Source organism: Streptomyces sp. NPDC100445 (genome assembly GCF_044759735.1).
Taxonomy (GTDB): domain Bacteria; phylum Actinomycetota; class Actinomycetes; order Streptomycetales; family Streptomycetaceae; genus Streptomyces.
In genome coordinates this window covers 258,297-272,640 of sequence record NZ_JBIVZV010000012.1, presented here as the reverse complement: position 1 = coordinate 272,640, position 14,344 = coordinate 258,297, and the positions used below count along the sequence as shown (strand labels likewise).

The 14,344-nt window shown below is 73.0% G+C and carries 9 protein-coding genes; 1 reads left to right on the top strand and 8 read right to left on the bottom strand.

The genetic code is table 11. The annotated features are described in order from the left end of the window. Positions 1 to 40: 40 nt before the first annotated feature. Positions 41 to 1,978, bottom strand: a complete 1,938-nt coding sequence (locus ACIQVT_RS27150) for an acyl-CoA dehydrogenase family protein (RefSeq protein ID WP_403759314.1) — start codon at positions 1,976 to 1,978, stop codon at positions 41 to 43. A 302-nt stretch (positions 1,979 to 2,280) separates the two neighbouring features. Here ACIQVT_RS27150 and ACIQVT_RS27145 point away from each other — a divergent pair, with 302 nt between their 5' ends. Then, on the top strand, positions 2,281 to 3,294 hold the full coding sequence (locus ACIQVT_RS27145) for a LacI family DNA-binding transcriptional regulator (protein WP_403759310.1): 1,014 nt from the start codon (positions 2,281 to 2,283) through the stop codon (positions 3,292 to 3,294). Positions 3,295 to 3,319: 25 nt separating this feature from the next. Here the strand turns inward: ACIQVT_RS27145 and ACIQVT_RS27140 are convergent, their stop codons facing one another. The 7 genes from ACIQVT_RS27140 to ACIQVT_RS27110 form a co-directional block, all read right to left on the bottom strand. Then, complete coding sequence (locus tag ACIQVT_RS27140; RefSeq protein WP_403759307.1) at positions 3,320 to 4,033, bottom strand: hypothetical protein; 714 nt, start codon at positions 4,031 to 4,033, stop codon at positions 3,320 to 3,322. After that, positions 3,994 to 6,264, bottom strand: a complete 2,271-nt coding sequence (locus tag ACIQVT_RS27135) for a glycosyl hydrolase family 95 catalytic domain-containing protein (protein ID WP_403759304.1) — start codon at positions 6,262 to 6,264, stop codon at positions 3,994 to 3,996. The genes ACIQVT_RS27140 and ACIQVT_RS27135 overlap by 40 nt, the downstream gene beginning before the upstream one ends. Beyond that, the gene (locus tag ACIQVT_RS27130) at positions 6,261 to 8,231 is read right to left on the bottom strand and encodes a beta-galactosidase (protein ID WP_403759300.1); all 1,971 of its coding nucleotides are present in this window, start codon (positions 8,229 to 8,231) and stop codon (positions 6,261 to 6,263) included. Before ACIQVT_RS27130 ends, ACIQVT_RS27135 begins: the two co-directional genes overlap by 4 nt. Beyond that, positions 8,228 to 10,399 (bottom strand): 1,4-beta-glucanase, encoded by a 2,172-nt coding sequence (locus ACIQVT_RS27125; protein WP_403759297.1) that lies wholly within the window; start codon positions 10,397 to 10,399, stop codon positions 8,228 to 8,230. The genes ACIQVT_RS27130 and ACIQVT_RS27125 overlap by 4 nt, the downstream gene beginning before the upstream one ends. Before the next feature lie 111 nt (positions 10,400 to 10,510). Then, positions 10,511 to 11,467, bottom strand: a complete 957-nt coding sequence (locus ACIQVT_RS27120) for a carbohydrate ABC transporter permease (protein ID WP_403759294.1) — start codon at positions 11,465 to 11,467, stop codon at positions 10,511 to 10,513. Further along, complete coding sequence (locus ACIQVT_RS27115; RefSeq protein WP_403759291.1) at positions 11,464 to 12,495, bottom strand: ABC transporter permease; 1,032 nt, start codon at positions 12,493 to 12,495, stop codon at positions 11,464 to 11,466. The genes ACIQVT_RS27120 and ACIQVT_RS27115 overlap by 4 nt, the downstream gene beginning before the upstream one ends. A gap of 27 nt (positions 12,496 to 12,522) precedes the next feature. Further along, positions 12,523 to 14,211 (bottom strand): extracellular solute-binding protein, encoded by a 1,689-nt coding sequence (locus ACIQVT_RS27110; RefSeq protein ID WP_403759288.1) that lies wholly within the window; start codon positions 14,209 to 14,211, stop codon positions 12,523 to 12,525. Positions 14,212 to 14,344: the final 133 nt, after the last annotated feature.

Genomic DNA, 14,344 nt, shown 5'->3' with positions numbered 1-14,344 from the left:
CGCGGCAGACGCGAATCGTCGGACCGGGCCCGGGGCCGCGCTAGCCGCCGAAGGGACGGCGGGCGTTCTCGTGGGCGGACGGGCCGGGGGTCGCGTCGGCGATCCAGCGGCCCTGGCCCGAGGGGTCGAGGATGCCCTCCTCCAGCCACTCGTAGGCGCCGGCGAGGACCCGGTCGACGACCTTGCGATCCAGGTCGTCGGTGTTGGTCCACAGCCGGGTGAACAGCTCGTCCACCCGGATGCGGGCCTGGCGGCAGAAGACGTCGGCGAGCTGGTAGGCCTCGCGGCCGTGCTCGCCGCGGGTGCGCAGGCGCTCGGCGCGGACACAGGCCGCGCTCATCGCGAACAGTTCCGCGCCGATGTCCACGATCCGGCCGAGGAAGCCCTGCTTGGTCTCCATCCGGCCCTGCCAGCGGGACATGGCGTAGAAGGTGGAGCGGGCCAGCTTGCGGGCCGTGCGCTCGATGTACCGCAGGTGCCCGGAGAGGTCGACGCCGTGCCGGAAGTCGCCGTACGAAGTGGGAAGTTGGCCCGGGCCCACGACCAGTTTCGGCAGCCACCCGGCGTAGAAGACGCCCGCGCTCGCGCCCGCCCTCGCCTTCGCGGACAGGGACTTGTCGGGGTCGATGAGGTCGCCGGCCACCGAGAGGTGGGTGTCGACCGCCTCGCGGGCGATCAGCAGGTGCATGATCTCCGTCGAGCCCTCGAAGATGCGGTTGATGCGCAGGTCGCGCAGGATCTGCTCGGCCGGGACGCCGCGCTCGCCGCGCGCCCGCAGCGACTCGGCCGTCTCGTAGCCCCGGCCGCCGCGGATCTGGACCAGTTCGTCGGCCATCGTCCAGGCCATCTCGGAGCCGTAGAGCTTGGCGAGGGCGGCCTCGATGCGGATGTCGTTGCGGTCCTCGTCGGCCATCTGCGACGACAGGTCGAGGACGGCCTCGAGGGCGAAGGTGGTGGCCGCGATGAAGCTGATCTTGGCGCCGACGGCCTCGTGCCGGGCGACCGGCTTGCCCCACTGCTCGCGCTCCGCCGCCCATTCGCGGGCGATCTTCAGGCACCACTTCCCGGCGCCGGCGCACATGGCGGGCAGCGAGAGCCGGCCGGTGTTGAGGGTGGTGAGGGCGATCTTGAGGCCGGCGCCCTCCGGGCCGATGCGGTGAGCGGCGGGGACACGGACCCGGTGGAAGCGGGTGACGCCGTTCTCGATGCCGCGCAGGCCCATGAAGGCGTTGCGGTGCTCCACGGTGATGCCCTCGGACGTGGCCTCCACCACGAACGCGGTGATGCCACCCTTGTGTCCCTCGGACCTCGGCACGCGCGCCATGACCACGAGCAGGTCGGCGACCACCCCGTTGGTGGTCCACAGTTTCACCCCGTCGAGGACGTAGTCGTCGCCGTCCGGCACCGCCGTGGTGGCGAGCCGGGCCGGGTCCGAGCCGACGTCGGGCTCGGTGAGCAGGAAGGCGGAGATGTCGGTGCGGGCGCAGCGGGGCAGGAAGGCGTCCTTCTGCTCCTGCGTGCCGAACATCTTCACCGGCTGCGGTACGCCGATCGACTGGTGGGCGGAGAGCAGCGCGCCGACGGCGGGGCTGACGGAGCCGACCAGGGCAAGGGCCTTGTTGTAGTACAGCTGGCTGAGGCCGAGACCGCCGTAGCGGGGGTCGATCTTCATGCCGAGGGCGCCGATCTCCTTGAGGCCGGCCACGACCTCGTCGGGGATGCGGGCCTCGCGCTCGATGCGGGCGGGGTCGATGTCCGACTCGCAGAAGGCGCGCAGCTTGCCCAGGAACTCCTCGCCACGCCGGACGGACTCGTCGGCGGGCAGCGGGTGGGGGTGGATCAGGTCCAGCCGGAAGCGTCCGAGGAAGAGTTCCTTCGCGAAACTGGGCTTGCGCCAGTCCTGTTCCCGGGCGGCCTCCGCCACCTGTCGGGCCTCGCGCTCGGTGACGTTGGTGCGTGGGGTGGAGGGGGCGGACATGGAGGCTCACCTCGCCGCGAAAAGGGATGAGGGGGATGGTTCACGACCGATCGGTGCTACTGGATCGTTGGTACCCGAAAGGGACTGGGCCCACCATCCCTCGCGCGTCCGAACGGCCGAAAGGCCGCCGGGGTCCGGCGGGGCGGGCGGCGAGACGCGGTCCGGAGAGGCGGTAGCCTGTCGAAGCGCTTCGACTGCCTATGGACACCGCGCCCCCGCTGGAGCTAGTGTCCTTTTCTACCCTCACACGTCGTATCGGAATCGCGCACTGTCGAAGCGCTTCACCACGTCAGGAGAGCTGGATGGTCACCCTCGCCGAGGTCGCCCAGCACGCCGGAGTCTCGGCGAGCACGGTGAGCTACGTCCTCAGCGGCAAGCGGTCCATCTCCACCACCACCCGGCACCGGGTCGAGCAGAGCATCCGGGAACTGGGGTATCACCCGAACGCGGGCGCCCGCGCCCTGGCGAGCAGCCGTTCCAACATCATCGCCCTGATGGTCCCGCTGCGCACCGACATGTACGTGCCGGTGATGATGGAGATCGCCATCGCGGTGGCCACCACGGCGCGCGCGCACGGGTACGACGTCCTGCTGCTGACCGGCGAGGAGGGGCCCGACGCGGTGCGCCGGGTGACCGGCAGCGGGCTCGCCGACGCGATGATCCTCATGGACGTCGAGCTCGACGACGAGCGGCTGCCGCTGCTGCGGGCGACCGGCCAGCCCTCGGTGCTGATCGGGCTGCCCGCCGACACCGCCGGCCTGACCTGCGTGGACCTGGACTGGAGTGCGACGGGCGCGCTCTGCGTGGAGCATCTGGCCGGGCTCGGCCACCGTGACATCGCCGTCATCGGCGAGGCCCCGGCGGTGTACGAGCGGCACACCGGCTTCGCCGAGCGCACGCTCGACGGGCTGCGCTCCCGGGCCCGGGAGGCGGGCGTGCGGGTGCTGCACCGGCCCTGCGAGGGCGGGTACGACGCGATGGCGCTCACGCTGGCCCGGATCTTCGACGAGCGCCCGGCGACGACCGGGTTCGTGGTGCAGAACGAGTCGGCGGTGGAACCCCTGCTCGCGCTGCTGCGCCAGCAGGGGCGGGCCGTGCCCGAGGACGTGTCCGTGGTCGCGGTCTGCCCGGAACAGGTCGCCGTGCAGGCCTCGGTGCGGCTGACCTCGGTCGCCGTCCCCGCCCAGGAGCTGGGCCGGCACGCGGTCGCCCACCTGGTCGCCAAGCTGGAGGGGCGGGGCGGCGACGAGGTGGAACTGCTCGCGCCGGAGTTGACGGTGCGGGCGAGTTCGGGTCCGGCACCCGCGACGCCCTGACCCGCCGCCTCCCGGCCCCGGTGGTTCAGCCGCTGCTGACGCTGAGGCTGTTGGTGGTGAAGTCCAGTCCGCCGGCGGAGGACGTGATCTCGTAGCCGAACTGGACGTCGCCGATGGTGACGTCGCCGAACCAGCCCTTCGTGTTCCTGATCCACTTCAGGACCGGCAGGATGTCGACCGTGCCGGCGCGGGAGTTGGAGGTGCGGACGAAGGAGAACACCGCGTTGGCGCCGTTGTCGCCCTTGTAGACCGTCCAGGTGGAGCCGCCGAGGGTGACCGTGCCCTGGGAGGTGCCGAGCGGGCCGACCGGGCCGGTCCTGTTGACCCAGAGCATGATCTCGTAGTGGTGGGCGGTGTCCCAGATGTCGTACGAGGTGTTGTACGCGCCGGAGGACGGGACGGTGACGTCGTAGCGGCTGGTGAGGGAGGTCAGGGAGCCGATCGGCTTGTCGATGACCTTCTTGGCGTTGGGGTAGGACTTGATGCCGCCGGTGTTCGGGTGGTCCGCCCGCACGCCCCACCTGGTGCCCGAGTCGGCCCAGATGCACTGGCTGCCGGCGCCGGAGCCCCAGATGTCGTTGTAGAGGGTGTATCCGTTCAGCGTGGTGCTGCCCCACTGGTCGCAGGAGTTCCAGACGGCGGCGGAGGCGGGTGCCGAGGCGAGGCCGACGGTGGCGCCGAGGGCGAGGGCGGGGGCGATCAGGGCCTTGGCGATCCTGGCCCGGGTGCGTGTTGCCATGGTGTCCCTTCCATGGGTGGGGGAGGTGGTGTCGGTCGCCGCGTCCCCAGGGTGAGGACGCGTTCTTCTCCGGCGACCAGGTGGAGCGGCTCGGCGCCGGAGGAAGTCCGCAGTTCGACGCGGAGGGTGCGGTGGGGCCGCAGGACGGCGCGGGCACCGTCCGGGCCCCACGCCAGGTCGAGCTCCGCGCCGAACCGGGTGCGCACACCGCGCAGTTCGCCGCCGGGGCAGGTGTCCGGCACGGCGGGCAGCAGGACCAGCCGGTGGGGGGTGGACTGGACGAGCATCTCGATCAGCACGCCGGGCAGGGCGTGCGCGGCGTCCGCGTTGTAGACGTCGCGGCGCGGATAGTGGGCGCTCATCAGGGAGGCGTGGAAGAAGTCGCCGTCCAGGACCCGGTGCAGGGCGCCGGCGGCCCGGCCGGCGTCCCCGAGCCGGGCGGCGACCAGCGCGTGGTGCAGGTGGCCGTGGGCGGAGTCGTTCTCGGTGCCGCGCAGGGCGAGCGCCCGGTGGGCGGCGGCGGCCAGTTCCGGGGTGTCGTACGGGGTGATCTCCTCCAGCGGCCAGACGCCGTACAGGTGGCTGAGGTGGCGGTGGTCGTACCGGTCGTCCAGTCCCGGCCAGGCCCATTCGGCGAGGGCGCCGTCGGCGTTGATCCGGTGCGGGGGCAGCCGGTCCGCGAGCGCCCGCCACCGCACGGCGTGTGCGGGGTGGTAGCGGGCGGCGGTGGTCAGGGTGTGCCGGGCGGCGGAGAGGTCCATGGCCGCGTTGATCGCGCCCGGGCCGCCGTTCGCCGGGCGGTTCTCGGGCGAGTAGGAGGGCACGACGACGACGTGGCCGGCGGCGTCGGTGCGGGTGAGGAAGTCCTCGTAGAAGAGCGCTGCCTCGGCGAGGGCGGCGGCGGTGCGCGGGTCCCGGACGCCGCGGATCTCGTCGTGGTCGACCAGCGGTTTCAGCAGCCAGTCGGCGCCCGCGGTCCACAGGTGCAGCGGGTGCTCACGGCTGAAGTGGTACGTCAGCCCCGACTCGCCGTCGGTGTGCGAGGGCGCCACCGCGCCCCGGGTGCCGAACACGGCGCGCGCGTTGGCCCGCCAGTCCGGCAGCTGCCGCTCGACGAGCGCGGCCAGCGACTCGGTGACCTCGGGCAGGGCGGCGGCCGGCGCGGCGGCGGTCTGGAGGTTGAGGTTGGCGTTCGTGGTGAACGCCCCCGACCAGGCGGTGTCCCAGTCCCCGGTCCACAGTCCGGTGAGCCGGGGCGGGAGCAGACCGCTGCTGGACAGCAGGTGGTAGCGGCCGGCCGCGAAGAGCCGCTCCAGCAGGGCCGGGCTGTGCGGGCGCCGCAGCAGCTCGGAGCCCGGCAGGGCGCGCTCGGCCGGGTCGGCGCCGAGGTCGAGGGTGACCCGGAGGTAGGCGGTGCGGTGCCGGGCCAGATGGCGGGTGAGCAGGCTGTCGTAGGGCCGCTCGGTGCCGTCGAGCAGGTCCCGGAGCCGGCGGGCCTCGGCGACGACGTCCGCCTCGCCGGTGTGCCGGCGCACCCGGGTGAGCAGCAGCACCGAGCGGGCGCCGGTGACGCGGACGCCCGGCGGGATCAGTTCGGTCCGGCCCCCGAAGGTGGCGACGAGGGTGACACCGGTGTAGGCGCGGTCGCTCGCCGGGTAGCGGGCGCGCAGGCTGAGCAGGGCGCCCTCGGGGGTGAGCAGTGTGCCCTGGCCGACCCTCAGCCCGTGCGGCACGCCCGGCAGCCGGTGGTCCAGGCGGATGTCGAGGTCGCCGCCGGTGACCTCCTGCACGACGACGTCGTCGGCGCGGGAGACGAAGAGGCGGCTGCCGGTGCCGGCGCGGACCGCGGTGACCTCGCCGGTGGTGAAGTCGACGGCGCGGTGGTGGCCGTCGGAGGCGCTGGGCGCCGGGCGGCGCAGTCGTATCCGGAAGGCCGGGTGGAAGGGCTGCACCCACTGGAGCGGTCGGCCGTCGGTGAAGCCGTCGGCGGCGGTCAGGTCCCCGGCCGTCAGCCGGTCCTGGACGGCGGTCAGCCGTGCGGCGAGCCGGGGTGGCCGGGCGTGCTCGGCGCCGTTGGGGCGGACCAGGGTGTGGTGGGTGACGACGACCCGCTCGTCGTTCGGGTCTCCGGACACGAGGGCGCCGTGGTGGCCGTTCCCGCTGAGGAAGGCGTCCTCCCAGCGGGCGGCCGGGGCCGGCTCCCAGGTGCCGTGGACCGGGGTGCCGCTCATGACCGCAGCACCGCCACGCCGTGGCGGCCGAGGGTGACCGCGTCCGTGACGTCCGTGCCGGCGAGCAGCTCGTGGTGGGTGCCGGGGACCGGGACGGTGACCTGCTCCCGGCCGTGGTTGAGCAGGAACAGCAGCCCCCCGCGGCGCACCGCCTCCACCCCCGCCGGGAGTCCGTCGAGCACCGGCCGCACCCCCGCCCCGGCGGCGATGTCCGCCAGCAGGGTGCGCAGCGCCGCCGGCTCGGGGAGGGTGGAGACGTACCAGGCGCGGCCCCGGCGCAGCACGGCGGGCAGCCCGTCGAGTTCGCCGCCCCGGTAGGGCACGGTGTCGGCGGCCCCGGGCTCCGGTTCGATCTCCTCCGACCACAGCGTGCCGCGAAAGCCCTCGCACGCCACGGTCTCCCCCGCCTCCAGCGGCCACCACTCGTGCAGGGTGCGGATGCCGAACAGCTCGCGCAGCCGGGCGTCCATGCCGCCGGCGCGGACCCGGTCGTCCTCGTCGGTGATACCGGTGAGGAAGCCGCAGACGAGGGTGCCGCCGCCGCGGACGTACGCCAGGAGGTTGGTGACGGCGGTGTCGGTGAGCAGGTACAGCTGCGGGACGACGACGAGCCGGTACCCGGAAAGGTCGTGCTCGGGGTGGGCGAAGTCGGTGGTCAGATGGGCTTCCCACAGGGCCCGGTGCCAGGCGGTGAGCACCTCGGGGAGGTCCACGAGCGTCGACGGCCGGCCCTCGTTCGCGCCGGCCCACCAGGAGTGCCAGTCGTGCAGGACGGCGACGTCCGCGTCGATCCGGCCGCCGCACACCTCGCCCGAGACGCGTTCCAGTTCGGTGCCGAGCTGCCGGACCTCCTGGTAGGTGTGCCCCCGCTCGCCGGCGTGGCCGACCATCGCGGAGTGGAACTTCTCGGCGCCCTGCCGGGACTGGCGCCACTGGAAGTAGCAGACGGCGTCGGCGCCGCGGGCGACGGCCTGGAAGGACCACAGGCGGTTGAGGCCGCGCGGCTTGGGGTGGTTCACGCCCCGCCAGTTGACGGCGCCCGCCGCCTGTTCCATGAGCATCCACGGCCCGCGCGCCTGGGAACGGGTGAGGTCCTGGACGAGCGCCCCGCCCTGCGCCGCCAGCGGATCGCGTGGGTCGGGGTAGAGGTCGACGGAGACGACGTCCTCCTCCCGGGACCAGCGCCAGCCGTCCTGTCCGATCCACAGCGGCATGAAGTTGGTGGTCACGGGGAGGTGCGGGGTGTGCCGGCGGACGATGTCCCGCTCGGCGGTGTAACACTCCAGGAGCATGTCGGAGGTGAACCGGCGGAAGTCCAGCACCTGGCCGGGGTTCTTCAGGTAGTGGGCGCGGCGCGGGGGCAGGACGCCGTCCCAGGTGTCGTAGCCCTGGCTCCAGAAGGCGGTTCCCCAGGCGGTGTTGAGCGCGTCCAGGGTCGTGTAGCGCTGCCGGAGCCAGCGGCGGAAGGCGGCGGCGGCCTCGTCGCCGTGGTCCACGGTGCAGTACTCGTTGTTGATGTGCCACATGGTGAGCGCCGGGTGGGCGCCGTAGCGGGCGGCGAGGTCCTCGGTGATGGCGGCGGCGTACCGGCGGTAGGTGGCGCTGGAGTGCGAGAAGTGCTGCCGGCCGCCCCAGCCCTCGACGTGGCCGTCGGCGTCCCGGGGCAGGGTGTCGGGGTGCAGCCGGCCCAGCCAGGGCGGCGGGGAGGACGTGGGGGTGGCGAGGACGATGCCGACGCCGTGGTCGTGCAGCAGGTCCATGAGCCGGTCGAGCCAGCCGAACTCCCGTGCGCCCGGGGTCGGTTCGAGCCGGGACCAGGAGAAGACGCCGATCGTGACGGAGTTGACCCGGGCCTGCCTCATCAGCCGGACGTCGTCCTGCCAGGTCTCCTCCGGCCACTGCTCGGGGTTGTAGTCGCCGCCGAAGAGGACGCGGCCCCGGGTGGCGTCGGCGAGGGACGGTCTCATGCGGGCTCCCCGTACTGGACGCCCCGCCCGTTGGTGGCGAGGTAGACGCGGCCGTGGACGCGCGGGTCGCCGGTGATCGCCTGTCCGGTCCAGCCCCACCGGTGGGCGTCGTCGTCGATCCGGGTCCAGGTCCCGGCACGGTCGTCGGAGCGCAGCACGGCGGGGCCGAAGTCCGTGGCGCCGACCAGGTACAGCGCCGGGTGGCGGGCGCCGGGCGCGGCCTTGCCGAAGCCGAGGGTGTAGGCGGCCCGGACACCGGCGACCGCGGTGAAGCCCGCCCCGCCGTCCGTGGAGCGGAACAGCCCGTGCTCCTTTGCGCTCAGCCACAGGTCGCCGGTGCGCCCGGGGGCGGCGGCCAGCTGGAACTGGCTGTCGCCGGCGGGCAGTCCGGTGGCGCGGGCGGTGAAGGTCCGGCCGCCGTCGGTGGTGGCGAACAGCGTGCCGGTGGTGGTGTCGTAGGCGTAGAGCACGGCCGGATCGACCGGGTCCGCGACCGGGGTGGCCCCCTGGGGGTAGGAGGGCACCTCCTGCCAGCCGGCGCCGCCGTCGGCCGACCGGTGGGCGGGCCCGTCGGGGAAGGCCCACAGCAGTACCCGGCCGTCGGCGGTGGTGGCGATCGGGCCGGGGCCGCCGGCGGCGTGTGCGGGCTGTGCCGGGAAGGGGGCCCAGGTGCGGCCGCCGTCCTCGGAGAAGGCGCCGTTGCCGTGGTCGCCCCATCCGGTCCGCACGACGTACGACGGTCTCGCCGCGGCCAGGGCGAGTCCGGTCGCCGTCCCGAAGACGGGGTCGGTGGCCATGCCGCGCGCCGGCGAGGCGGTGAGCCGCTCGTGGTACAGCACGCCGATGTCCCCGTTCCCGCTGATCAGGTGGGCCGTCCCGGTGGGCGGCGAGATCAGCTGGCGCACGGAGGTCTCCTCCAGGCCGCGCACCCTCGGTGCCCAGTGGACGAGGTCGCGGGTGCCGTAGACCGTGGCGCCGGTGCCGTACAGGACGTGCTCCGGGTCGTACGGGTCGACGGCGACGGCCTGGATCCACCAGCCGAACTTCGGCGCGTCCCGGCCCCAGCGGAGGTAGGGCGTCTCGGAGACGTCGAGGACGGCGGTGTCCTTCAGGGAGACCCAGCTGCGGCCCCCGTCGGTGGTCCGGTACAGGGTGTCGACGGCGGCCCAGCGGTCGTTGGTGGAGACGACCACGGTGCCGGGGCGGCGGGCGGCGACGGCGACCCCGCCGTAGCCGAAGGTGTCGGTGCCGCCCGGCACGGCCGGGGTGACGTCGGTCCAGGCGCCGGTGACGGTGTCCAGCTTGTGCACGCTGCCGGTGGTCTGGCCGTTGGGGCCCGGCGCGTCGGCGTACGTGAGGTACAGCTCGCGGGTGCGGTGGTCGTGGGCGGCCCGGACCGGGACCCTGGCCGAGGCGCCGGCCGGCTGCCCGGGGACCGGTTCCCAGGTGGTGCCGTCTGCGGTGCGGTACAGGTTGGGCCGGCCGGGGGTGCCGTCGGCGTCGCCCCAGCCGGCGTACAGGGTGCGGCCGGCGGCGACGAGGAGGGTGACCCCCTGGCCCGTGGGGCTCGGCTCGGCCGGGAAGCCGGCCGCCCGCGACCAGGTGGCACCCCGGTCCGCCGACCTGAGCAGCCCGTCGTGGCGGGTGCCGAGCCAGAGCGTGTCGCCGTCGCGGGGGTCGACGAGGAGCCGTTCGCCGGTGCCGCGGCCGTCCTCGTTGGCGCCGAGCCGCGCGGGCAGGGCGGTTCGGTGCCAGGTGGCGCCGCGGTCCTCGGAGCGCAGGAACGCCCCCTCGCCGGCCCAGGGCTGGGCGTACGTGCCGAGAGCGAGGTACAGCCGGCCCGGATGGGCGGGGTCGACGGCCAGGGCCTCCACCCCGAGGAGGTTCCAGTCGTCCCAGCCGAGGTGGTCGGTGAGCGGGGTCCAGCGGTCGGTGTCCCGGTCCCAGCGGTAGGCGCCGCCGATGTCCGTGCGGGCGTAGGCGAGACCGGGGACGGTGGGGTGGAAGAGGACGCCGGTGACGAATCCGGTACCGCCGATCACCGCCGTGCGCCAGCGGTACGCCGGGGGCCGGGCCCCGGCCGCGTGTGCCTGCGCGGGCGGACCGGCGAGCGTGGCGGCGGTCGCGGCGGTCGCGGCGAGTACGGTTCTGCGGCTCGGGTCGGGCATGGGTACGTACCTCACTGGACGAGGGTCGGGTGGGTGGCGCGGGGCGGCTCGGGGCGGGAGCCGGGTCGGGCGGGGGCCGGCTCGGGGCGGGGAGCGGCTCCAGCGGGGCGGTCAGCCCTTCACGGCCCCGGTGAGCATCCCCTTGCGGAAGTGCTTCTGGACGAACGGCGACAGCACGGCGACCGGCAGCAGGGCCAGCACCATGACCGCCATCTGCACGGCCAGCCCGGACAGTTCACCCGTCCTGATGGCCTGCCCCAGGCCCACGGGGGCCTCCTGCTTCTGCACGAGCTGGATCATGACGTTCTGGAGCGGCATCATGTCCTGGTCGTCGAGGTACAGCGAGGCGTTGAACCAGGCGCTCCAGTACCCGACCGCGTAGAACAGCGTGATCACCGCGAGGACCGCCCGGGACAGCGGCATCACGATCCGGAACAGGATGCGGAGGTCCCCCGCCCCGTCGATGCGCGCGCTGTCGGTCAGCTCCGGCGAGATGCCCATGAAGAAGCCCCGCAGGACGAGGATGTTGAAGACGCTGACGGCGCCGGGGAGGATCAGCGCGAGGTAGGTGTCGGTCAGCCCGAGGGACTGCACCAGCAGGTACGTCGGGATGAGTCCGGCGCTGAAGAACATGGTGGCCATCAGCGCCATCAGGATCCACCGGTGCCCCAGCGACCCGCCGCGCGAGAGGCCGTAGGCGCACAGGACGGACACGGTCATCGAGAACAGCGTGCCGGCCAGCGTGACCAGGACGCTGATGAGCGCGGCCCGGGTGACCTGGCCGCCGCCGAGCAGTTCGCGGTAGGCGACGAAGGTGACGCCCTTGGGGATCATGACCAGGCCGCCGGCCTCGTCGATGGTCCGCCGCGAGGACAGGCTGGTGACGAGCACGATCCAGAGCGGGAAGAGGACGCCCAGGCAGGCGAGCGTGAGCACGAGGCCCTTGGCCGCGAGGCCCGCTCCGCCCGGCTTCTCCTCCCACGCCGGGCGGGGCGGGGCGGCCCACCGCCGGGGCCTGCCCACCAGCGGCTCCGCCGGGTCCCCCGGTCGGCCGAGGACGGCTGTCATTTCTGGTACACCCCCTGTTCGCCCATGAGATGGGCGACCTTGTTGGCGGCGAGGACCAGGCCGATGCTGACCACGCCCTTGACGAGACCGGCGGCGGCCGCGTAGCCGAAGTCCTGGTTGCGGACGCCGTTCCACCACACGAAGGTGTCCAGCACCTCGGAGGCTCCCGGTCCGACGGCGTCGCGCTGGAGCAGGATCTGCTCGAAGCCGACGGTCAGCGCGTCGCCGACGCGGAGCACCAGCAGCAGCGCGATCACCGGGCGCAGCGCGGGCAGCGTGACGTGCCACATGCGGCGCCGGCGGCCGGCGCCGTCCATCGCGGCGGCCTCGTACAGATCGGGGCTGACGGCCGCCAGCGCGGCGAGGAAGACGATGATCCCCCAGCCGGCGTCCTTCCACACGCTCTGCGCGGTGACCAGGAACCTGAAGGTGCCGGGGTCGGTCATGATGTCGAGGCCGTCGAACCCGTGCCGCCGCAACAGCTGGGACAACAACCCGGCGCCGCCCAGGAGTTGCTGGAAGACGGCGATGACCAGCACCCAGGAGAAGAAGTGCGGCAGGTAGAGGACGGCCTGCGCGACGGCCCGCACCCGGGGCCGGACGACGCTGTTGATGAGCAGCGCGAGGAGGATCGGGACCGGGAAGTACAGGACCAGCTGGAGGACGAAGAGCACCAGCGTGTTCGACATCGCGTTCCAGAAGGCGTGGTCCTGGAAGATCTGCCGGAAGTTGGCGAGGCCGACCCAGGGGCTGTGCAGGACGGAGACGACGCCGTTGTCGCTGACGTAGGGGTCGTAGTCCTCGAAGGCGACGATGTTGCCGAGGATCGGCAGGTAGTTGAAGAGCAGGAGCAGGCCGACGGCCGGGAGCGTCATCAGGAGCAGGACGCGGTCGCGCCCGAACCTCAGGCGCAGGCCCGGCCCCGCCGCGCGTCGTCGCTCACGGGAACCGGTGGCGTCACCGGACGCCGGGGTGGTCGCCGTCGTGTCGGCCTCGGCCCCGCTCCGGGGCACCGTGCTGTGGGACACGGACTTCTCCTCGCCTCGTGTCTCGGGTCAGCCGGCCGCCGGGCCGTTCTCGTCCAGGATCTTCCGGTACCAGTCGCGCAACCTGTCGCCGCCCCTGCCGCGCCAGTCGGAGACGGCCTGCTGCATGTCGCCGATCTTCTTGCGGCCGCGCACGATGTCGTCCTCCAGCTGCTCGAAGTCGTTGCCGAGACCGGTGTAGCGGCTGGGTTCGGTGATCTGCATGCCGTAGAAGGAGGACTTCGTGGTGAAGGCGCCCATCCGCTGCTGCCACTCGACCTGGCCCCTGGCGACCTCGGGGAAGTCGGGGTGGGCGATGGTCGGGGCGGGGCTCGCGATCATGACGTAGGCGTTGAGCACGTCGATGTTGCCCTGGTCGGTCTTGGTGGGCACGCCCTTCTTGACGGTGTAGTGGACGCCCTCGACGCCGTAGTTGGTGAGCATGTACTCCTTGGTGCCGTACGGCGCGGCGGTGGCGTCGGCGACGGCGAGCACGTCCCGGACCACCGCCTCGGAGGCGTTCTTGTTGACGAAGGCGAAGATGCCGGCGGGCTGTTCGGCCCAGAGCCGCGGGGCACCGCCGTCGTGGCCGAAGAGGTCCATGCCCCAGACCTTGAACCCGGGGTTGTGGGCGGCCTGTTCGGCGGTACGGCTCCACCACTGCGAGATGTTGTTGGCGTAGATGAGGAACTCGCCGGCCGCGAACTTGGGCCCGGGGTCGGTGGCCTGGCTCTTGCCGAGCCGGGCGTCGGGGTGCACGACCCCGGCGGCGAAGAGCTTGCGGGTCCACTCCAGCGCTTCGAGGTACTCGTCGGTCTCGATGCGGTTGACGAGCTTGCCGCCGGCCAGGTTCCAGCCGAGCGGCTTCTCGCTGCCGGAGAGCACCCCGAACATCTGGAAGGCGGTCCACTTCATGTCCAGGCAGGCCCACCGCTTGGCCCTGGCGTTGGTGATGTCCTTGGCGAGGGACATGAACTCGTCCGCCGAGCGCGGTACCCGGTAGCCCTCCTTGTCGAAGACGTCCTTGCGGTACAGGGGCACGATGCCGGTGACGTACGGGGCGGGCTGGGGCAGGCCGCGCAGCCTGCCGCCGAAGACGGAGCGCTGCCAGGCGTCCGACGGGATCGCGGCGAGGTTCGGGTACTCCTTGACGGCGTCGCCGGAGAGGTGCGGGCCGAGGTCGGCGAACTTGGAGATGACCGCGCTGGGGATCTTGCCGTTCATGTTCCAGCCGGGGATGACCACCACGTCGGGCACGTCGCTGGAGGCGAGGACCGCGCCGAGCTTCTGCTCGTAGGTGTTGCCGTCCTGGTTGTGCCACCGGACGTCGACGCCGGTGAGGTCGTTCATCGCCCGGTAGTAGGCGTTGTCCTGCTCGGGCGGTGAGCCCCAGAACGGCGACATGACGGTGACCTTGTTGCCCTTGCCGAGCTTCCTGGGCACGGACGTCCTCAGGTCCGCGAGGTCGAGTCCGCGGGTGAAACCGGCGGCCGAGCCGTTCTTGGCGGGGATGTCGGGTGCCACCACGTCGCGGGCCACGAAGGCCGGGAGCAGTTTCCTGGCGTTCCTGCCGGCCGAGGTGCCTCCGCGCGCCGCGCTGTCCGCGCTCCCGCAGGCGGTGAGCAGCGGCATCCCGCCGGTGACCGCCGCGGCGGCGACCGCCGTGGAGGCGAGGAAGGTTCTCCTGCTGGGGGCGGAGGGGGCGGCGTTCGGCGTCATTGCGTCAACCCTTCGTGGCGCACCAGGACACCCGGCGGTGGGCCGTCGGCTGCGGTGTCTCGAGTGGATCTGGCTGAGCGGAAGCGTGCTCCGCTGCGGGCACGGCAGTCGAAGCGCTTCGATGTTGCTGCGA

Bases quoted from the DNA above. Each gene is read 5' to 3' on its own strand.
- ACIQVT_RS27110 (WP_403759288.1), bottom strand. From the start codon at position 14,211: ATGACGCCGAACGCCGCCCCCTCCGCCCCCAGCAGGAGAACCTTCCTC.
- ACIQVT_RS27120 (WP_403759294.1), bottom strand. From the start codon at position 11,467: ATGACAGCCGTCCTCGGCCGACCGGGGGACCCGGCGGAGCCGCTGGTG.
- ACIQVT_RS27135 (WP_403759304.1), bottom strand. From the start codon at position 6,264: ATGAGCGGCACCCCGGTCCACGGCACCTGGGAGCCGGCCCCGGCCGCC.
- ACIQVT_RS27125 (WP_403759297.1), bottom strand. From the start codon at position 10,399: ATGCCCGACCCGAGCCGCAGAACCGTACTCGCCGCGACCGCCGCGACC.
- ACIQVT_RS27130 (WP_403759300.1), bottom strand. From the start codon at position 8,231: ATGAGACCGTCCCTCGCCGACGCCACCCGGGGCCGCGTCCTCTTCGGC.
- ACIQVT_RS27145 (WP_403759310.1), top strand. From the start codon at position 2,281: ATGGTCACCCTCGCCGAGGTCGCCCAGCACGCCGGAGTCTCGGCGAGC.
- ACIQVT_RS27140 (WP_403759307.1), bottom strand. From the start codon at position 4,033: ATGGCAACACGCACCCGGGCCAGGATCGCCAAGGCCCTGATCGCCCCC.
- ACIQVT_RS27150 (WP_403759314.1), bottom strand. From the start codon at position 1,978: ATGTCCGCCCCCTCCACCCCACGCACCAACGTCACCGAGCGCGAGGCC.